The 19,794-nt window shown below is 69.3% G+C and carries 15 protein-coding genes and 2 pseudogenes; 6 read left to right on the top strand and 11 right to left on the bottom strand.

What is annotated here, in order from left to right; translation table 11 throughout:
- Positions 1 to 24 precede the first annotated feature (24 nt).
- Positions 25 to 1,197: pseudogene (locus OG456_RS34610) on the bottom strand (NF041680 family putative transposase); the annotation flags it as partial.
- Between the two features lie 1,001 nt (positions 1,198 to 2,198).
- On the opposite strand from OG456_RS34610, the gene OG456_RS34605 reads away from it, so the two are divergent.
- Both OG456_RS34605 and OG456_RS34600 read left to right on the top strand, forming a co-directional pair.
- Positions 2,199 to 3,719 (top strand): PQQ-binding-like beta-propeller repeat protein, encoded by a 1,521-nt coding sequence (locus OG456_RS34605; protein ID WP_266567986.1) that lies wholly within the window; start codon positions 2,199 to 2,201, stop codon positions 3,717 to 3,719.
- 385 nt (positions 3,720 to 4,104) lie between these two features.
- Positions 4,105 to 5,505, top strand: a complete 1,401-nt coding sequence (locus OG456_RS34600; RefSeq protein ID WP_266567984.1) for an IS1380 family transposase — start codon at positions 4,105 to 4,107, stop codon at positions 5,503 to 5,505.
- A gap of 290 nt (positions 5,506 to 5,795) precedes the next feature.
- Here the strand turns inward: OG456_RS34600 and OG456_RS34595 are convergent.
- A pseudogene (locus OG456_RS34595) lies at positions 5,796 to 5,888 on the bottom strand (VanZ family protein); the annotation flags it as partial.
- 334 nt (positions 5,889 to 6,222) lie between these two features.
- Here OG456_RS34595 and OG456_RS34590 point away from each other — a divergent pair.
- The 3 genes from OG456_RS34590 to OG456_RS34580 all read left to right on the top strand — a co-directional run bounded on the left by OG456_RS34590 (position 6,223) and on the right by OG456_RS34580 (position 8,617).
- Positions 6,223 to 6,831, top strand: coding sequence for a hypothetical protein (locus OG456_RS34590; protein WP_266567982.1), 609 nt, complete (start codon positions 6,223 to 6,225; stop codon positions 6,829 to 6,831).
- 330 nt (positions 6,832 to 7,161) lie between these two features.
- The gene (locus tag OG456_RS34585) at positions 7,162 to 8,187 is read left to right on the top strand and encodes an NADP-dependent oxidoreductase (RefSeq protein ID WP_266567980.1); all 1,026 of its coding nucleotides are present in this window, start codon (positions 7,162 to 7,164) and stop codon (positions 8,185 to 8,187) included.
- Positions 8,188 to 8,236: 49 nt separating this feature from the next.
- Positions 8,237 to 8,617, top strand: coding sequence for a MerR family transcriptional regulator (locus OG456_RS34580; RefSeq protein ID WP_266567978.1), 381 nt, complete (start codon positions 8,237 to 8,239; stop codon positions 8,615 to 8,617).
- A gap of 81 nt (positions 8,618 to 8,698) precedes the next feature.
- Here the strand turns inward: OG456_RS34580 and OG456_RS34575 are convergent, their stop codons facing one another.
- Together OG456_RS34575 and OG456_RS34570 are read right to left on the bottom strand one after the other, a co-directional pair.
- Complete coding sequence (locus OG456_RS34575; protein WP_266567976.1) at positions 8,699 to 10,675, bottom strand: zinc ribbon domain-containing protein; 1,977 nt, start codon at positions 10,673 to 10,675, stop codon at positions 8,699 to 8,701.
- Positions 10,672 to 11,289, bottom strand: a complete 618-nt coding sequence (locus OG456_RS34570) for an IS607 family transposase (RefSeq protein WP_266557006.1) — start codon at positions 11,287 to 11,289, stop codon at positions 10,672 to 10,674. Before OG456_RS34570 ends, OG456_RS34575 begins: the two co-directional genes overlap by 4 nt.
- A 282-nt stretch (positions 11,290 to 11,571) precedes the next feature.
- Here OG456_RS34570 and OG456_RS34565 point away from each other — a divergent pair, with 282 nt between their 5' ends.
- Positions 11,572 to 11,859 (top strand): hypothetical protein, encoded by a 288-nt coding sequence (locus OG456_RS34565; protein ID WP_266567974.1) that lies wholly within the window; start codon positions 11,572 to 11,574, stop codon positions 11,857 to 11,859.
- A 174-nt stretch (positions 11,860 to 12,033) separates the two neighbouring features.
- On the opposite strand, the gene OG456_RS34560 is transcribed toward OG456_RS34565, so the two are convergent.
- The 7 genes from OG456_RS34560 to OG456_RS34530 form a co-directional block, all read right to left on the bottom strand.
- Positions 12,034 to 12,330: a hypothetical protein gene (locus tag OG456_RS34560; RefSeq protein WP_266567972.1), complete on the bottom strand. Its 297-nt coding sequence runs from the start codon at positions 12,328 to 12,330 to the stop codon at positions 12,034 to 12,036.
- A gap of 85 nt (positions 12,331 to 12,415) precedes the next feature.
- Positions 12,416 to 12,937: a flavin reductase family protein gene (locus OG456_RS34555; RefSeq protein ID WP_266567970.1), complete on the bottom strand. Its 522-nt coding sequence runs from the start codon at positions 12,935 to 12,937 to the stop codon at positions 12,416 to 12,418.
- 32 nt (positions 12,938 to 12,969) lie between these two features.
- Positions 12,970 to 13,776, bottom strand: a complete 807-nt coding sequence (locus tag OG456_RS34550) for an alpha/beta hydrolase (RefSeq protein WP_266567968.1) — start codon at positions 13,774 to 13,776, stop codon at positions 12,970 to 12,972.
- Positions 13,773 to 14,951 (bottom strand): LLM class flavin-dependent oxidoreductase, encoded by a 1,179-nt coding sequence (locus tag OG456_RS34545; RefSeq protein ID WP_266567966.1) that lies wholly within the window; start codon positions 14,949 to 14,951, stop codon positions 13,773 to 13,775. Before OG456_RS34545 ends, OG456_RS34550 begins: the two co-directional genes overlap by 4 nt.
- A gap of 3 nt (positions 14,952 to 14,954) precedes the next feature.
- Complete coding sequence (locus OG456_RS34540; RefSeq protein WP_266567964.1) at positions 14,955 to 16,214, bottom strand: acyl-CoA dehydrogenase family protein; 1,260 nt, start codon at positions 16,212 to 16,214, stop codon at positions 14,955 to 14,957.
- Complete coding sequence (locus tag OG456_RS34535) at positions 16,211 to 18,616, bottom strand: molybdopterin-dependent oxidoreductase (RefSeq protein ID WP_266567962.1); 2,406 nt, start codon at positions 18,614 to 18,616, stop codon at positions 16,211 to 16,213. Before OG456_RS34535 ends, OG456_RS34540 begins: the two co-directional genes overlap by 4 nt.
- Positions 18,613 to 19,770, bottom strand: a complete 1,158-nt coding sequence (locus tag OG456_RS34530; RefSeq protein ID WP_266567960.1) for an LLM class flavin-dependent oxidoreductase — start codon at positions 19,768 to 19,770, stop codon at positions 18,613 to 18,615. The genes OG456_RS34535 and OG456_RS34530 overlap by 4 nt, the downstream gene beginning before the upstream one ends.
- Positions 19,771 to 19,794 lie beyond the last annotated feature (24 nt).

The raw sequence follows: 19,794 nt of genomic DNA, 5'->3' as shown, positions 1-19,794 counted from the left end.
GCAGGATCCGTGCGACAGCCTCGGCAGGTTCGGGCGGAGGTTCCTGAACCCCCGGCGGACCCGGGCCGGGGTGAGCCGGCCGAGCTCGGCCGGCCTCTCCCACGGACGACGAAGGTCGGCAACCAGGGGCCGGGCGAGGCGGAGTTGGGTGTGGGCGGCGATGATCAGCCAGGTCCACCGGTCCGCCGCGGCGGGCGTGCGGAGCTTCGGGCGGGTCCAGCCCAGCGTCTGCTTGATCATCCGGAAGGTGTGCTCCAGATCGAATCTACGCAGGAACGCCTGCCAGCGCAGATCGACGTCCTCACCCGACAAGCCGATCGCCGACGACCACAGCCAGACCGGCAGTGGATCGTGACCACCGGGCAGGCGGTCGACCTCCAGACGAATTAACGTGCCTTCAATCACCGGGAGTTCGCCGGTGTGGTCGATCCATGCCGAGCGCGTGGTCAGTCTCGGGCGAATGCGGTCCCAGGCCATCACGCGGGCGGTGCCGTAGCGGTCGGTGACCTGCATGGTCTCCGCGTCCGGATCTCCCCAGGAATCCGGCTTGGCGAAGCGGAACTCCTTGCCGTGCTTCGGCGGGCGTCCTCCCTGTGGCGGAGAGATCCACGGGACCGGAACGGGCTTGCGCATCACACGGTCCGTGCGCATCCGCCCCAGGACCTCCACCGGCAGTCCGGCCAGGAGATGGGCCATCCGCGGAGCGTCGTATCCGGCATCGAAGACAACCAGGATGTCGTGGTCATCCGGCTTCCAGCGGCCCATCTCGATGAGGTCGGTGACCACTCGGCGAACTTGGTCGGCAGTGACCTCGGCGACATCGTCGGCCGGCCCCAGCCGCAGCGCTTCCAGGATCTGACACCACGAGGTCCGGCCCGACTCCAGCGCGGCGACGAACGAGTAGGGCCAGCCGGGCACGAACTGGTCCGAGGAGCGTCCGCTGCGGCCGTAGACGTGACAGAACAAGCGGTCCGCGCTGGTCGGCGCGTCCGGCCGCAGCCAGTGGGTGACATCCACGGCCAGGACCAGGCGCCCGTCGGCAACCTCGGGTTGCGGCAGCCCGGCCAGCACCTGCCGCAACCGTGGTACATCGACGTTCCCGCCGTTCAAGGCTTCGTACATCGCTCCGTGCCCGCGCCGGTGTTCGGCGGTCAGCGTGAGGTCGACCGGCGTCTTCACCGGCCCGTCCGCACACAACTGGCCGCGTCCAGCGACGAACTGCGCGTCATCATCGACCTCGTGTCGGGCTGTGGCCACCGGAACGGAGAGGCCTACGCCGCCAATATGCATCGCATGGTGGCGGACGACGTCTACCGCATCACGGAACAGATCGACGGCGTAACGCGTGAGCGGGCTCGTCTCAAGCAAGCGAACGTCGAGTACTACTCCGAGATCTTGAGGGACCTTGCGGATGCGGGCGTGCGGATCAAGCAGATGGGATACGCCCCCGACGCAGGGGCATTGCGTGATGAGGATTGGTCCGGGTTCGCCGGTGCTGGCCTGGGCGATCGTGGTGTCCGGGCGATCGGCCGTGGACAGGTGGACGGCCTTGCCGTCGTACACGAGCCGGATCCCGTCCTGCGGTGGGTAGCCCAGGCCGAGGCTCAGACCTTCCCCCGCCCCACCTTTCGAGGGGACAGCTCATACACACGGGACAAGTGGCTGAGGCGTTTTCCATCCAGGCTATTTACCTGTTGAGCCGATCCAATGATGAAGCGGCGTGTCCCATTGTGCTTGCCGGTCGCTTGATCACAAATGCGTCAGGCTCCCTTTGGATTCGGACTGAGAGGAGCATGTACATGACGCCCGAGTTCAGGGCGTCCCAGCTGGGACCGCTGTCCAGGCGAATGGGTCGACTGGTTGAACAACCAGCGCCAATTCACGTCGTCCATACAGCCGCCCCGGGGCCTGCGGCGCGCCCGGCGACGATCTTGGCTTCTAGCTTCGGGCATGGCGATCAGCGGCGTGTACAGGACCCCCTGGCAGCGATGACAGTGCATTGACCGCCAAGTTCGATAAGAGGTGTCCGGGGTCGGCACAAGCGCCAACGCGGTCACTGCCACCGTCACGGTGGGTGACACGCCGCCTTATGTAGCGGTATCCCCGGACGGTTCCCGCATCTACGTCACCAATAAGGAGAACGAGAGTTGACAGCATTGCCAAGAAGGTTGAGGAAGCTGTGGACTGTAGTCGCGGGCATGTCGCTCGCCGCGGTGGCGAATACCTCGGCTTATGCCGGAATGGCCGAGGCGACGGCCCCGGTGCCGCTCACCGACTGGACATCAGCGGGCCAGAACGCTCACAACACCCGAGACGCCGCCGCTGAGCACATCCTGAACAGCAAGAATGTGAGGAACTTGAAGCCGCGTTGGACTTACACCGCGGCGGGCAACATCTCGGCGACGCCGACCGTGGTCCGCGGGGTGGCGTACGTGCCGGACTGGGGCGGGAAGCTGTCGGCGGTAAGCACCACCACAGGAAAGGCACTGTGGTCGAACCCGATCAGCATGTACAGCCGCGTCGCCGGGGACATCTCGCGCACCAGCCCCGCGTACACGCGCGGCAAATTGGTGTTCGGGGAAGGCGTGCTGACCTCCCCCAGCGCCGACGGCGCAAACGTGATGGCCGCCAACTCCGCGACCGGCGCACCGCTGTGGCGCACCAAGGTCGACGACCACCCGAACGCGCTCATCACCAGTTCTCCGGTGATCGACGAGGAACGCGGCATCGCGTATGTGGGCGTGTCCTCCAACTCCGAGCTCACGGACGGGCAGTACACATTCCGCGGCAGCGTCGTCGCCCTGAGCGTGGCCACCGGAAAAGTGCTCTGGAAGACACACACGGTGCCACCCGGATACACCGGTGGTGCGGTGTGGTCCAGCACCGCGGTGGTGGACCACCAGACCGGGCTGCTGTACGTGACCACGGGCAACAACTACTCCGTGCCGGACGGTGTCTGCACAAGGCCGGACCAGACCGGCTGCACCACGCCGTCGCCGGCCAACCACGTGGACTCGATCCTGGGTCTGGACCTGAAGACCGGCAAGGTCGTCTGGTCTCGCCACACCTTGAGTGCCGATTCCTGGACGATCCCTCACCCGGAGGGACCGGACTACGACTTCGGCGCGGGACCGAACCTCTACACCGCCGTTGTCCACGGCAAGCGCACCCGACTGCTCGGGGCGGGGCAGAAGAGCGGCGTGTACTGGGCGCTGGAGCCTGCCACGGGCAAGGTCGTGTGGCAGACGCAGGTCGGTCCGGGCAGCATCATCGGCGGCATGCAGTGGGGCACCGCGACGGACGGCAAGCGCGTCTACGCGCAGATCACCAACCTCGACCGTAAGCCCACCACCATCACCTCGGTCACCGGCAAGAAGTCGACCATCACGAGCGGATTCTTCGCGGCGCTCGACGCGGCCACCGGGAAGATCCTCTGGCAGACCGCGGACCCCAAGGACACCTTCGACTACGGTTTCGTCTCCAGCGCCAACGGCGTGGTCTACGCCGGCTCTGTGTCCGGCGACATGTACGCCCTGGACGGCGCCACCGGCACCATCAAGTGGAGCTTCGACAGTGGCGGGTCGGTAGTCGGCGGCGCTGCCATCGTGAACGGTTCGGTCTACTGGGGCTCGGGCTACTACTCTCCCTTTGTCCCCAACAACAAGCTCTACGCCTTCTCCCTCAAAAGGGCGTGTACGGATAAGCGATGTAACTCCTGATCAAGAAGACACGTCTGAGCAGACTGAAGGGTCACGTTCGTCTCAGTTTCCTTCTCATTCAGCCCCGTTCGGGGGCGTTCAGAACAGGCCCAGAGCCGCCCACGAACAAGCGGTCAGCCTCCATGAACGCAAGTGAACGGCCTCGGACTCAGCCCAACTCCCCACCGCCACAGTTGGAAAGCGTGTTGGGGGGGCAACCCCTCACGAGCTCGAATATCCGCCGCACCCGCCCAGCAGGGCAAACGAGGGTCCCGACCGCTCAGCCCGGATCCACCGGCTTGATGTCTGTGGATGACTCTCGGGGAAACGAGAAAGTGCCTTGTGACCTGCGATGATGGGGTTTCTCTAGGACCACATCAGGCACGATCGACAAGGCACTTCCGAGATGCAATCTTCCCATGCCGCCGCGAAGGTCTCCGCACGGTTCGATGATCCGAATCTGGTCGGGTACGGCGGACTGGAGCCGGTGGTGCGCCTGGCCGAGCGGTGCGGACTGCCCGCGCTGGCCAGCGAACACGTCCGGTTGCCGGTCTCGAAGGACGGCACGGGTGCCTTCCCCGCGGCGAAGCTGATGTCGCTGGTGGGCGGCATGGTCGCGGGCGCGGACAGCATCGATGACATGGACCGGCTGCGGCACGGCGCGCTGGGCCGCCTGTTCGCCGGGGTGCGGGCGCCATCCACGCTGGGCTCGTTCCTGCGTTCCTTCACTCACGGGCACGTGAAGCAACTGCACGCGGTGGCACGGAGGTTCCTGCCCGAACTGGCCGCGCACACCGGGCTGCTGTCCGGCGCCGAATCGGTCGCCCATGTGGACATCGATGACACGATCCGCCGCACCTACGGCTACGCCAAGCAGGGGGCGGGTTACGGATACAGCAAGGTCAAGGGCCTCAACGCGCTGCTCGGGATCGTCTCCACACCCCTGTCCGCCCCCGTGATCGCCGCCACCCGTCTGCGCAAGGGCCCGACCAACTCCGCACGCGGGGCCGCCGCCTTCGTCGCCGAGACCATCCGCACGGCCCGCGCCAGCGGCGCTACCGGACTGCTCATCGTGCGGGCCGACTCCGCGTTCTACGGCGCCGACGTCATCGGCGCCTGCCGGGCCCTGGATGCCCGCTTCTCCGTCACGGTGCGGATGAACGCCTCGATCAAGGCTGCGATTGCGGGCATCGACGAAGCCGCATGGAAAGCGGTCAAGTACCCGAAGGCGGTGTGGGACGAAGAGGGGCAGTGCTGGATCTCGGACGCGGAGATAGCCGAGGCCACCTACACCGCCTTCACCTCCAAGCCGAAGAATCAGCAGGTCACCGCCCGCCTGATCGTGCGCCGCGTCAAGCGCCTCAACCCCGGGGCGATCCCCGAGGGGCAGGGCACGCTTTTCGACACCTGGCGCTATCACGGCGCGTTCACCAACTCTCCGCTCTCCCTGGCCGCTGCCGAGCGTGATCACAGGCGTCACGCAGTCGTGGAACAGGTGATCGCGGATGTGAAGAACGGCCCGTTCGCGCACGCCCCCTCCGGGCACTTCCAGGCGAACGCGGCCTGGCTCGCCCTGTCCGCCCTCGCGCACAACCTGACCCGCGCCGCCGGCACCCTGGCATCCGCCTTCCACGCCAAGGCGACCACCGGCACAATCCGCGACCACCTGATCAACGTGCCTGCTCGGCTGGCACGTTCGGCCCGCCGCCTTACCCTCCACCTGCCCCAACGCTGGCCCTGGCGGGACGACTTCACCCAGCTCTTCGACCTCGCACACGCGCCACCACCCGCCGTCGACAAGCCTTGACCACCCCGCCCGCAAGGGCCTGAGACCTCCGAGCATGTGGAAAAGCTGGGCAGACCAGCGGGCACCCCATGCCCGAATCCGCAGCTCGGCCTCGGACCGCCCCCGAACCACCCGAAACGATCACTCCAAAATCAAGCCGGTGGATCCGGGCTCAGCGGTCGGGACCCTCGTCGTTGTGTGGTCTCCGATACGCCGCGCGGACGGCCGAGGACTTCCACGGACGGACATCTGCCGGCTGGCCTCCGCCGAGAGTCGGGCCGCGGGGTGACGAGACCCGAGCTCCTCCAGCGTACCGATGCCAGCGCCGCGAACCGCAGCGGGCCGAGGAAGCCCAGCGCCGCGAACACCAGCAGGTTGCCGACGATCTGGCCCGCGTCCATCGTGAATCGACGGCGCGGCGGCCGCCCGTCTGGAGACGCTCACCGAGCAGTATCTGAAGGGGAGTTGACGCGCCCCGGACGCCTTCCGCAGACCTGCCGCCAACTTGCCGAAGACCTTTCGAACCTTCCGAGGATCTTACGGAATCCTGAAACAGCGGCGCTTGGGACGCGACAGTCCGACCACGGAAACTTGATCCGTCGTGCACACCCCCACCCTCCGCCTCGCTCGCACTGAGGAGACAGATTCCCGCTGCCGCACCCGTCGCCGACCACTGCCGCTGCCGCCGCCCGGCCCGTCCTTGACAGCCCCGACAGCGCGGTTGCGCTCGTCACGACCGTGCCCGCCGCCGGACCCGACCGGCAGCGGGCCGTGGCGGAGGCGGTGGCCCGCCACGGGGAGGACGCCGATGCGTGGCCGCGGGGCCTGACCTCCCTGACGGTCTACCTCGACGGGCAGGAAGACACGGTCCTGATCTACACGCAATGGTCGTCGGAACAGGACCTGGACCTGGACCTGGCCGAGGCTCCGTGGCCGATCGGCATCGGACTCGGCGCCGACGAGGGAGCGGTCGGATCGGGAGAGGCGACGGCGACGCCCTTCCGCCACTACCGCACGGTGCGGGGCACCGCGCTCACCGAACCGGCCGCCGTACCCGAGTCGTTCCCCGTCGCGTTCTTCGACACCGCGGACGAGGACGCGGCCCGCACCTGGCTCGATGGTCTGCTCGCATCGGAGGAACGCTCGGAGGGCGAGGACCGCGCCTACCCGGGTGCGGTGGCCGCGCATCTGCACATCAGCCTGGACGGCACGAAGGTGCTGAGCTTCTCCGAGTGGCTCACGGAGGACCAGGCGGTCGCCCACATCGAGGCGGTGTGGGCGCCGGTGCTCAAGGAGTTCGGGGGCACGGGGAGGCTGTATCGACACTTCGGGACGTATGTACGGTGAGGTGGTGAGGGCGGCGGCTCGGCAATGCCACCGCTGAGCGCGCCCGCCATGGGCCGTCCCCGCCGCCCCCATGCCACGCGTGAGCGGACGTCTGCGTAATGGACTGCAATCGTCTCAAAGTACGTCATGTGCCCCGCGCGCAGCGGGGGGCCGCTTCTCGCAAGTCCGCCAGGATCCGGGAGCTTTCGAGCGCCGGGCTGAGAGTTCCGCCGCCCCGGAGCGCCGGCCAGGATCGGCTTGACCCTGACGTGCGGGTCAGGGGTTAGCGTCACCGCACCTCTGCGGCGGACACGTGCGAGCCGCTGCCGGAAACTGCCCAGGAGCCCGAACATGACCGCAACCCTGCCCCGCACCACCCGCGAAGTCCGGCTCGCCGCCATTCCTGATGGACTGCCCACGCAGGAACACTTCGCCGTCGTCGAGACGCCGTTGCCTGAGCCAGGGACAGGCCAAGTGCTCGTCAGGAACCGGTATTTCCTGGTCTTCCCCGGCCTGCGTACCTTGATCGGCGGGGAGGTCGACGGCTTGCCGCTGCCGCCGCTTCGCAGTGGTGACACCCTGTTCGGCCCCGCCGTCGGCGAGGTCGTTGCCGCGTCGGCCGACAGCCCGCTGCGCACGGGCGATGCCGTCGCACACATGCTCGGCTGGCGGGAATTCGCCCTGGTGTCCGCCGCCGAGTGCACGCCTTTGGATGATGCGTTGCCCGACCCGGTGGCGCACCTCGCCCAGGGATCGGCCGCCTATGGTGCCCTGACCCGCCTCGCCGATGTCCGTGTGGGTGACGTCGTCTTCGTCACCGGAGCGGCGGGAGCGGTGGGTTCCCTGGCGGGGCAGATCGCCCGACTGCTGGGCGCCAGGAGGGTGATCGGCAGCACCGGATCGCCGGAGAAGGCCGAGCGGCTGGTGTCCGAGCTGGGCTACGACGCGGTCGTGCTTCGAGGGGCCGGACCCTTCGCCGCGCAGGTCGCCGAGGCTGCGCCCGAGGGCATCGACGTCCTGGTGGACACCGTCGCCGGTGAGCAACTGGCCGCGGCGCTCGGCGCGGCCCGGCAGGGCGCGCGCTTCGCCCTGGTCGGAGCTTTGTCGGGACAACTGTCGGCGCAGCGGGCCGGCGGCAGCGCGCCGGTGGAGATCGATGCCTACCGTCTCGTGGTCAAGGGCGTCTCGCTGCATGGATACAGCGGCGCGGACCACCCTGACGTGGAGAAGGAGTGGACCAGCCGCTTCGGCGACTGGTTGCGCTCCGGCAAGATCAGTTTCCCCTACGCACGCATCGCGGGCATCGATCGCGCACCGCAGGCGTTGCAGGAATTGATCGAAGGTCGGCACTTCGGGGCTGTCGTCGTGGAGCTGTAGCTCGGTGGTGCAGTAGCGGCTCGGAAGCCGTGGGCGAGCGGAGACGGGAGTGGAAGAGGATGCGGATCGCGAAGCGGCAGCAGCGGCTGGCACCACGCCCAGGGCGCTGCGGTTCTACGAGCAGCGCGGGTTGCTGCCCCCGCCCGTCCGCACGGCCTCAGGTCAGCGGGAATACGGCCCCGGCGAGGTCGCACGAGTCCGCGTTATCCGGGACCTGCTGACCCTTGGACTCACCGTCGAGGATCTGCGCAGCTGCGCCGACCGCCTCCATCTGCTCGCCGAGGACCCGCCGCCACGTTGCGGCTCTGTCGAACCCGGCGCTGCCACTTCCGGGATCGTCGGCCGGAGGCTCGCCGCCCTCGATGTCGAGATCGACCGGCTGGCCAGACTCCGCGAGAGCCTCGCGCGCCGGGCCTCCGGAGACGACTGACGTCGACCATTCCCTCGCGTCGCCCGAGCAGGGCCCTTGGCGGGGGCGCCACGGCCGCTTGGTGACAACAAGCGTCTCTGATCAGCTAAGCGATCCTGAGTCGGATTGAGTTTCCGGGATCGCTTCCCATCGTGGTGGGGTGGCATGGGCGTGGAGATGGAATCCCGCGCCCAGTGCTGCCCCTCTCGGCCGGTGGCCAGTGGTGGGTGTGCTGGTCGTCGTCACGTCCTGGTGCCGGTGGGCCGCTCGGAGCAGCCGGGTCCGGTCCGTTGGTGCGTGTCCCTCCGGACGCTTGCCAGCAGGACCGCACGGGCGGGCTGCTGGGGAGGGTGCCCTGCGTCGCCTGGGCGCGGGGCGTGAGGTGTGGCGCCGGGTGGGTCCGGTCTTCGACCGGTCTTTCCGGCTGGACTCGGTGGTCGGGGTGACCACTGCTTTGGTTTCGAGCTTGTCGACTACCGTGCGGATCGCCATGGTTCCGCTGGATTTGTCGATGACAGTCTTGGACTGGTGGACCAGGCCGTGTGCTGCGATGCGGCGCCAGGCGCCCTGGTCGCGGTCTCCCTGCCAGCCACAGGACTGGCTGGGGCAGATGGCCCACTTCCAGCCCGCAGTGGTGGGCCGGTCGGGGGCTTTGCGGTGCCTGAGTGGGGTGAGGCACCGCGGGCAGTGTCTGGACGTGTTGCGGGCTGGGACAGTGACCACGGCGATGCCGGCCTCCGCGGCAAGGTGCCGCATGTGGTCGGCGATCTGCCCGCGGACGGCTTGGGAGAGGCGCGTGTTCATGGTGCGGCCCATGCCCTTGGCTTCCATCGAGCGCAGGTCCTCAACGTAGATCACGCTCGCCCCGGCAGCGGTGGCCTGGTCGACGGTCCACCGTGCGGCAGCCCACGCCAGGGCGTCGTTCAGGTTCGAGCGGCGTGCGGACACGAAGCGGATCTCGTCGCGCAGCGCCTGGTGCCTGTCGGCCAGCGGGTGCTGTTCGTTCTCGCCTATGAACCGCTGATAGTGGTCGGCCTTGGTGTGCAGGTGCTCGGACAGACGACGGAGCCGGTGCTGCTTGGCCAGCACTCCGGCGGTCCGGAACTGGGCGCCATGCCCGAGGGCGGTGATACGCCCATCGTCGTGGACACGGGCCGTACCAGCGGACAGGAGGGTGTTCAGGCCCCAGTCCACGCCGAGCGCGACCGTGTGCCCGGTGCGCCGAGCCTTGGGCACGGCGTGGGTGTAGGCCGCATCAGCACGTACCTTCCCGCCCGCGATGCGCAGGGTGGGAAGGTGCAACACCGCCCAGGCGGGCACCGTCGGGGGCAGCGACATGGTGCACTCCACCCACGTCCAGTCCGCATACGCCTGCGGATCGGGTCGGGTGGGCAGCTGCATCCGCAGCAGAGCCCGCTGCGGATCGCTCTCGCCGCGTGAGACGACGGCCTGCTGCCCATCGCACGCCGACAGCAACAGCATCCGCGCCGCCCCGGGCGCGCCTTCGGCCTCGAACACATCAACTGGTAAACGACCGTTGGCCTGCCAGTACTTGGTGATCTGCCGGGTACGGCCCTTGATGATGCTGGACGGCAAGTGCCGGCCGCCTGGCACGGCATCGCGTACGGCGTCCCACTCTGCTGGAGTGCGCTTTTGCGGGTCGTCCGGCCAGGTCGCGATCACCCCGGCGGTCAGGTCAGCGCGCCACTTCGCCGAGCGCAGAGTGCGCCCGGCCTGCTCCTGGGCCATGCGTACGATCCGGTCGTTGACCTTCACGCCCTCGGCCGGAGCGACGGTCCAGCCGAGACGTCGCGAAGCCATCCACGCGTTCGACGGCAGCTTCCGGCCCCCAGCGTCCTCACCAGAAGCGAGAACATCAACATCGGTGGCGTTCCAGTGCTCGCCGAGCAGCGTGGAGACCAGGCCCGCCGCCAAGTCGGCACACCAGCCGATGCGTTCGGCCAGCACGGACTGGGACAGCAGTTCGCCGGTCTTCTCGTCCACGCCTGCGCGCACAAGGGCGCGGGCACACGCGGTGCGGGAGGTCTCACCGTCGGCGAGCGGCACCTTCCGGCTCATTGGCTATCACCGGCTTTGCACTGGCCGGACTCGGCCAGCAGGCGACGCCGGTTCTCAGCCGACCGCATCCCGTACAGACGCCCGGCGAACGTGGTGACCAGCGACACGAAGTCTTCGAGGAGTTCATCCCGGCCGCCGAGCTTCTTCGGATGCAGCACATCGAGGGTGGCGCCATGCACACCGAGCAGATGCTTGAGCCATCCGACACCAAACCGTGCAAGCCGATCCTCATGAGTGACACGCACGACCGTCACCGATCCGTCAGCGACGGCTCGCAGCAACCGGTTGAGGCCGGGACGGTCCTCCCGCAGGCCCGAGGCCCTGTCACGGAAAACCTTCACGATCTGGCCAGCGGAAGTGGCCCGCAGCTCGCTCTCCTGGGCTTCCAACGAAGATTCTTGTCCACTGGAGCCGGAGACACGCACATACAGGCCCTCCAGGCGAACACGCTCTCCGCCGGTCGAGACCTTCATCGCCTCGACATCGGTCGAGGAGAACCTACGCTCACGGCCAACCCAAGTCACAGGAATCTTCCCCGAGTCAGCCCAAAGACGAAGCGTCACGGGGTGAACTCCAAGACGCTTAGCGGCCTTTGAGAGTCGAAGAAGCTCCATGAAAACCACTCTACGATCACTGAGGATTTTTAATCAAATTAGTGAGCCTGCCCCTGTGACAATTACCGTGCTTCGGCTCAGCCGAGCCCGCACGGACCACGTCGGGCTGACAAGTTCATTGGAGGTAGCCAGCTGCCGCGGGGCGGCCTGCGAAGCAACGCTGATATGCAGGCTTACCAAGACCAGAGTTTCGTCCTGCGAGGCACATTGCCCGCCACCTGGCCGAAGGGCGGCCGGGTGGCGTGGGCCAGGGGCGAATCACGCACGCGGCCGCTGACGGGGGTGGACGAGTCGTACAACCCCCTGGCTGGCGGCCGCAAAGGCGGAAAACCATACCTGACTGTGACGGAGGCGAAGCTGGGTGAGATGAGGGTGGACACCAGCTGCAGACCGGCAGTGGTGCCGGCCTGGCTGTTCACACTCGAGGGTTACGACTCCCCCTCAAGCAGGCTGCAACAGGTCACCGTGAAGCTGGACCGCCCCATAGGGGACCGCATCCTGCTCGACGCGATCACCGGCAAACCGGTTGCCTTCAAGCCGCTGCACGGACCCTCGCCAGGTTGGAGCTGATCCCGATCACATTGCGCAGCGCCACCCTAGGACCCCGCCCAGGCGACCTGCCGCAGTTGCAGGTCGTCCCAGCGGGTTCGGCGGGTGGGTCCTTGAGGGCGGCGATGATCGGCCGCCACGGTGAGCGCCATCATCCGCTCGGTCCAAGACCGGGCCCGGCGTCGTGAGCAGCCATCAGGGCGTGTCGCCGGAGTAGTAGAAGCGGCACATCACGCCGGGACCGGGTGCGCGCAGATCTTCCGGGCGCGGGTCGTACAGCGCGCGGCCGCCGGGCCACCGCCCGAGCTCGGTGGACAGGGCGACCCCGCCGTCGATCTCCTGCGGCCGCCAATCGGTGACGTCCAGGAGCAGCCCGTCCAACGGCCCGCCGATGAGTGTGGCGTAGGCCCGGTGCGGGAGCGGGCCCGGGTTGGGGTCGTCGTGGTCGTGGCCGTAGATCCGGCCGCGCAGTAGTTGCTCATCGCCGTTCATCCATCCAGCGTTCCAGACGCCACCGACAACGCGGGCTTGCCCAAGGTCTCCTTGGGTTGCCCCCTGCCCTGTAGTGCACAAGGTGTCAGGCCTCGTGCGGCGGTATGCGTACGGTCGTGCCGAACGCCCCGTCGTGGTGTACGAGGGCTGGTCCCCGACCGTGACCGCCACCGGCCTCGACCTCCCCGACGACAAGCAGGTGGTCGCCGACCCGCTGACGCAGTGTGACCCGTGCAGTGAGCCAGGCGGGTACGCCTCCCAGGAGTGGCAGACCGTCCTGCGACTGCCACGGGACGCCGTCGAAGCGGTCGATGCCGCTGCGGGCGAACTGTGTGCCGAGTTCCGCGTTCGCGGTGCCCAGGACATGGACTGCGAACCGTTCGGCGTCGCGTACCGCGGGGCAGGCGGATGCATGGACGCCGATACAGAAGGAGACCAGGGCCGGTTCGAGGGAGACCGACGTGAAGGAGGTCGCGGTGAATCCGGCCGGTCCCGGCACTGTGATCACGGTGACTCCCGCGGCGTGGCGTCGCAGCGTGTGGCGCAGGATGTCGGCGCCGGCCGGGGTGGGGGCGGAGGTAGTCGCGGTGGGTGTGGTGACGGTCATGCCGCTTCCCTTCGTGTACTGCGGATGCAAGGTCAGGCGCCCGCGGCGGAGTTCCCGTCCGCCTCGGCGACGGTGAGGATCGGGCGCAGGTCCCGTCGGTCCGCGCGCAGCCGTTCCAGCCACAGCACGACAGTGGCGGCGGTGGTGCGGTGCGAGGCGTCGTTGAGTACGTCGTGCACGCCGTCGTGCACAACACCCAGGGTGGTGCGGGGCAACCGGCCTGCTAGCCCGCGTGCCTGCTCCACAGCGGTCACTGGGTCGGCGGCGCCGTGCAGGATCAGGGCGGGGACCTCGGGATGGGCGTCTGCACGCAGGTGATGCGGTACGGGGTCGGTGAGCCGGCCCCGGGAGAAGGACGCGTCGTCGGTGAGCCGCTTGCGGTGGGCGGGGCAGGCCGTACGGGCGGCGAGCTCGTCGTCCCACGCCGACGCCGCGTCGTTCACTTCCACCGCGCGATCCGGATCGGTGGTCGGTGCGGCGCCTGCAACCACGACGCCGGCGACAGGCAGCGACGGATCGCTCAGTGCCGCGGCGTGCAGGGCTTGGAGGGCGCCGGTGTCACTGCCCACCAGGACCAGCGGCGCCACCGGCTCGGGGCCCGCGACCGCGGCTGCCTGGTCACGTACTGCGTCGGCGGGGTTCTCAGGGTGCGTACCGAGAACATGTACGAGGTATCCGTCTGCAGCGAGGCGTCGGCCGAACCGCTCGTACACCAGGGGGTGTTCGCCTCGTCCGGGGAGCACCAGGAGGGTGCCTCGTGTCGCGATGGTGACGGGCGGCTCCCATGTGGCGTGCGGGGTGCGGGTCGTGGTGGTGGGGGCGGTGAAGAGGTCGGTCATCGGACGCTTCCGGCGGGGGTGAGGTCGGACGTGGGTGCGGTGGCCTTGCGGTGGGCGAGTTCCTGGCGGACGAGTGGGAGGAGGTGACGGCCGTAGTCGATGGCATCGTCGAGCGGGTCGTAGCCGCGGATCAGGAGGGTCGTGGCGCCGATGTCGACGTAGTCGAGGAGTGCTTGTGCGACCGTCTCGGGGGTGCCGACGAGTGCGGTGGTGTTGCCGCCCGCTCCGGTGGCCGTGGCAGTGGGGGTCCACAGGGCACGGTCGTGGAGGTCGGCCTTGGCGGCCGCGGCGAGCAGCCGTTGTGAACCGGCGTTCTGGGGGCTTGTGTTGCCGTTGTGGTGGCGTGCCTGCTCGAAGAAGGGGCGTCCCGCGCCGGATGTGATGGTGTCGAGGATGCGGTGGGCGCGTTCCCAGGCCAGTTCTTCCGTCGGCGCGAGGATCGGGCGGAACGAGACGCTGATTCCGGGCGGTTCGCTGCGTCCGGCCGCGGTCGCCGCGGCGCGTACGGAGGCGATCTGCTCGGCGGTCTCGGCCAGCGGCTCGCCCCACAGCGCGAAGGTGTCCGCGTGCTTGCCCCCGACGCGGTAGGCGGCTTCGGAAGACCCGCCGAAGTAGATCGGGATGCCTGCTTCGCGGAAGGGCAGGACCTCGGATCCGTAGTCCTCGAAGCGGTAGTGACGGCCTTCATGGCTGAAGGGTTCTGAGGAGGCCCAGGCGCGGCGCAGGATGCCCAGGTACTCGTCGGTGCGGTCGTAACGCTCGTCCTTGTCGAGGTAGTCGCCGTCCCTGCGCTGTTCGGTGTCGTTGCCGCCGGTGATGGTGTGCACCGCGATCCGGCCGCGGGTGAACTGGTCGAGGGTGGCGAAGCTGCGGGCGGCCAGGGTGGGGGCGATGAAGCCGGGGCGGTGGGCAATGAGCAGGCCGAGGCGTTCGGTGCGGGCGGCGACATGAGCGGCGACCTGGGCGCCGTCGGGGCGGGTTGAGCTGTAACCGATGAGGATGCGGTCGAAGCCGGCGTCCTCGTGGGCCCGGGCGAAACGGGTGGTGTAATCGGCGTCGATCAGGGGGCCGGTGGGGGGCCGTGTCTCTGAGGAGTCGCTGGTGCCGATCATGCCGATGAATTCCACGGCTGTCGAGGTCGACGGGCTGACGGGCGTGGTGTTCGGGGTGGTCATGCTTCAGTTGCCTTTCGGTGCGAGGCCTCGGTCGAGCGCGCGGGCGAGCGCGGCACGGCCGGTGGCAGTGAGTACGGAGTCGTCCTGCGGCGTGTGCACACGGCTGCAGAGCACATCGCGGTAGTGGCGTTGGAGCGGGTTGGCCCGGGTCAGGCCGTGATTGCCGGTGAGAGCGACGGCCTGCTCCACGGCCCCGATGGCGGCGCGGGTCCCGAGCACCTTCGCGATCCCGGCCTGCTCGGCGGCTTCGATGTCGTACCCGTGGCCCGCTTCGCCGGCATCTATCCGGGCGGCGAGCGCCTCGACGAGTGTGGAGGCACCGGTGAGCGCGGTCTCGATCTCGCCGACGGCGGTCTGGAAGCGCGGCAGGGTCGCGAGCGGCGCGCCGAGTGCACTGGGGGTGCGTTCGTGCAGGAAGCCCAGGAGCCAGTCACGTGCCGCGCTCGCAACGCCGAGGTAGAGAGCGGTGAGGCCGAGCGCGTTCCAGGCGCCGGTCACCGGGTCGGGGCGGGCGCCGGGGGTGGGACCGGGCGCGCCGAGCCCGATCACGTCACCGACGGGGACGCGTACGGAGTCCAGGACGACGTCGTCGCTGCGGCTGGCGCGCAAGCCCACGTGGTCCCAGGTGGGTTCGATGCTCAGGCCGGGGCTGCCGGCCCTGACGATGAAGGTGCCGACGCGGACGGGGTCCTCGTCGGTGCGGGCGAAGACGAGCATCCGACTGAGTCCCACGGCGCCCGTGGAGTAGATCTTCCGGCCGGTCAGCAGCCAGTTCTCGCCGTCACGGCGGGCGGTGGTGGCTGGCAGGCCGCCGCGGACGGGGCTGCCGAGCTCGGGTTCGACGCGCAGCGCGTTCACGAGGGCCGGGCCGTCGGCGGAGGCGCGGAGGAGGTCGGTGTAGTGGGGAGCCGGCCAGCCGGGGGTGCGAGCCTCGGTGGCGTGCGTGAACAGGGTCATGGCGGTGATGAGGGCGACGGCGGGGTCGCCTGCGCCGAGGGCGCCCAGGATGTGGACGGTGTCGGCGAGCCCGGCTCCGGGGCCGCCGTGCCGGGTGGCGACGGTGGCGGTGAGTAGGCCGGCCTCGTGGGCGAGTGCGAAGCCCTTGGCCGGGAAGGTGGCGTCGCGGTCGTGCTCCTCGGCACGCGCGGCGAGCGCGCTGGTGACTACCGGGAGCCGGTCGAGGTCGAGCGGCGGCAGGGTGCCGGAGCGGTCGCGGGTGTGAGGCGGTTGTGGGCTTCTCGTGCTGGGGACGGTGCGGGTCACGGGGTCTCCGGCCGGTCGGTGTGCGCGGTGCGGGCAGTGCGTTCGAGCAGTGGTGGTGGGTTGCGCACCGTGACCGGCGGCGGCTCCCCCTCGTACCTCTCCATCTCGACCAGTGCGTGCTGCCCGGTGCATCCCTGGGTGAGGCGTGAGGTGGGGAGGTCGGCGGTCAGGGTGTTGGGGTTGCCGTGCACACACAGCGGCCGGCTGTCCGGGGTGTCGGGTGCGGGGTCGAACCACGCCCCGGTGGGCAGCCGCAGTACACCTCGGCGCAGGCCCTCGGTCCGTACGGCTCCGGCGAGTACCGCGCCACGATCGTTGAAGATCCGTACGAGATCGCCGTCGGCGATGCCCCGGGCGGCCGCGTCGGCGGGGTGCATCTCCACGGGTTCGCGGTCGGCGACCTTGGCACCGAGGCTGAGTGCGCCCATGTCGTACTGACTGTGCAGGCGGGTGGTGGGCTGGTTGGCGATCAGGAGCAGGGGGTGACGTTCCGACGTGGGTGAGCCCGGCCATTCATCGGGTTCGAGCCAGGTGGGGTGTCCGGGGCAGTCGTCCAGACGCAGTGCGTCGAGGGTGGCCGAGGCGATCTCGATGCGGCCGCTCGGTGTGTCCAGCGGGTGGCGTTGCGGGTCGCGACGGAAGTCCTCGAAGAGGGTGAAGTGGCTCGGCCCGGAGGGGAGTCGGAGTTGACCGGTCGTCCAGAACGCGTCGAAGGCGGGCACGGTCGCCCCGTCGGCGCGCAGGGTGTCGCGCCAGTTGTCGTAGAGGTGCTCCAGCCACTGGCGGAGGGTGCGGCCCTCGGTGAAGCGTTCGGCGAAGCCGAGGCGTGCGGCGAGCCCGGCGAGGATCGCGTGGTCGTCGCGGGCCTCCCCCACCGGGTCGATGGCCTGGTGCATGGCGATCAGGTGGGTGTCGCGACGGCCGCCGCCGATGTCCTCGCGTTCGAGCGTGGTCGTGACGGGCAACACGATGTCGGCATGCCGGGCCGTGGCTGTCCAGTGCGGTTCATGGACGACGACTGTGTCGGGGCGGCCGAAGGCGCGGCGCAGCCGGCCGAGGTCCTGGTGGTGGTGGAAAGGATTGCCGCCGGCCCAGTGGACGAGCCTGATGTCGGGGTAGGTGCGGCGTTCCCCGTCGTAGTCGTAGCTCGCACCGGGGTGCAGCAGCAGATCGGCGATCCGGGCGCAGGGTATGAACTCGGATACGGGGTTGGGGCCTTGGGGAAGATGGGGCAGCCGTACCTGCGGGCCGTGGTCGCCCACGTCGCCCATCGAACCGTAGCCGTGGCCGAAGCCGCCGCCGGGCAGTCCGATCTGGCCGAGCAGCGCGGCGAGCGCGAGTCCGGCCCACACCGTCTGCTCGCCGTGCTGGACCCGTTGCAGGGACCAGGTCACGGTGATCAGCGTGCGTGAGGCCGCCATCCGGTGGGCCAGGTCACGGATGGTCTCGGCGTCGATTCCGCAGATCGCGGCTGCCCAGTCGGCATCCTTCGTGATGCCGTCGTGGCGCCCTTCCAGGTAGTGGGTGAAGGTCTCGAAACCGGTGGTGCAGCGGTCGAGGAAGGCACGGTCGTGCAGGTTCTCGGAGAGCAGGGTGTGGGCGAGGCCGAGCATGAGTGCGGTGTCGGTGGCGGGCACGACCGGGTACCAGGTGGTGTCGGGTCCGGGTGGCAGGTCGGCTCGGAGCGGGCTGACGAGGGCGACGTGCGTGCCCGCGGCAGCCAGCGCGTCGAGATGCCCCGGGGTGGTGTGCCGCGTCACCCCGCCGGGTGTGACGTGCACGTTCTTGGCCGGTATGCCGCCGAACGCAACGATCAGCTCGGTGTGTTCGGCGATCGTCGGCCAGCTGGAAGCGGATCGCAGGACGGCGTCCGCGCCTGTCGCTCCGACCAGATGGGGCAGCAGAACGAGTGAGGCCCCGAGGCTGTAGGAATTGCGGGACGCGGTGTATCCGCCGTACTGGGAGAGGAAGCGGTGGAGTTGGCTCTGGGCGTGGTGGAACCGTCCGGCCGAGGCCCAGCCGTACGAGCCGCCGAAGACGGCCTGAGGTCCGTGTTCGTCCCGTACGCGGGCAAGTTCGGCGGCCACCAGGTCGAGGGCCTCGTCCCAGCCCACCTCGACGAACGGTTCGCGGCCACGCCGGTCCGTGGGACCGGGCCCGTGGTCGAGCCAGCCGCGCCGCACGGCGGGGCGACGTACCCGCGTGGGGTGGCGCAGTGCACCCTCGATGTTACGCAGCAGCGGGGACGGTGACGGGTCCTCGGGGTGCGGCAGGATCCCGAGCGAGCCGTCGTCGCCCGGGTGGACGCTGTAGGCGCCCCAGTGCGAGGTCGTCGGCCGGGCCGCTGCGGGAGTTCTGCGGGACTCCCCGGGTACGGTACGGGCCGAAGGGGCGGGGCTCATGCGGGGACCGCGGCTTCCGGGGTGTTGAGGGCCGCCGTCCGGTCCGCGCCGGCGCGCACCAGATCGATCAGGGTGCCGTAGTCACGGGCATCGGCGAGCGGTGAGAAGCCGCGGATCAGGAGTGTGCTCACACCGAGGGAGACATAGTCGAGCAGGGATTCGGCGACCTGCTCGTAACTTCCCACCAATGCAGTGGAGTTGCCCGCGGCGCCGGTGGTCTTGGCGATGGCGGTCCAGAGCCGCTTGTCGTGCACCTCTCCCTGGGCCGCGTACTCCAGGAGCCGCTGGGAACCGCGCTGTTCGGCGTGGTCGAGGTTGAACGCCTTGCGGGCCTCTTCTGCGCGCTCCTTGGTCAGTCGCAGGATCTCGCGGGCCCGGTCCCAGGCCTCGGCCTCGGTCGCGGCCGGGATCGGTCGGAGGCTGACGCTGAAGCGGGGGTCCCGGCCGTACGGCGCCGCCGCGGCCCGTACCTCGCGGATACGTTCGGCGATTCCTGCGAGGGGTTCGCCCCAGAAGGCGTAGACGTCGGCGTGTTTGCCGCCGACGCGAACGGCGTCCTCGGAGGCACCGCCGAAGTAGACGGGGATGGGCGAGGCCGGGCGCACGGCGGACAGACCGCCCGCGACCCGGTAGAAGTCGCCTTCGTGGTCGAAGGGTTCGGCGGCGGTCCACTCCTTGCGCACGACGTCCAGGAAGTCGTCGGTGCGGCGGTAGCGGGTCGGCTTGTCACTGAAGTCACCGTCGCGTGCCTGGTCGGCGTCGTCGCCACCGGTGATGACATGGAGCGCGACGCGGCCGGGATGGAATGCGTCGAGCGTGGCGAACTTCCGGGCCGCCAGGGTCGGGGCGACGAAGCCGGGGCGGTGTGCGAGAAGGACGCCGAGGCGGTCGGTGTGGCTGAGGATCTGGTCGGCGACGGTGAATCCGTCCGGGCTGGCGGAGGAGTGCGCGACCAGGACCCGGTCGAAGCCGGAGGCCTCGTGGGCCTGGGCGAGCGCCCGCAGGTAGGCGGGCTGGACGACGGGGCCGCGTGCGCTGCCCGCTTCGGTCTGGGCGGAGATGGCGTCACGCGTGGTGGCGGCGGGGGCCGGGGTGCTTGAGCCGCTCTCGCTGGTCTCCTGTGTCGCGGCGATGCCGATGAATTCGATGCTCATGGGTGGTTCTCCAAGAAGAAGTGG

This window comes from Streptomyces sp. NBC_01446, from assembly GCF_026340095.1.
In the GTDB taxonomy this organism is placed as follows: domain Bacteria; phylum Actinomycetota; class Actinomycetes; order Streptomycetales; family Streptomycetaceae; genus Streptomyces; species Streptomyces aureus.
The sequence above is the reverse complement of the archived record's forward strand: the minus strand, read 5'-3'. Positions and strand labels throughout refer to the sequence as shown.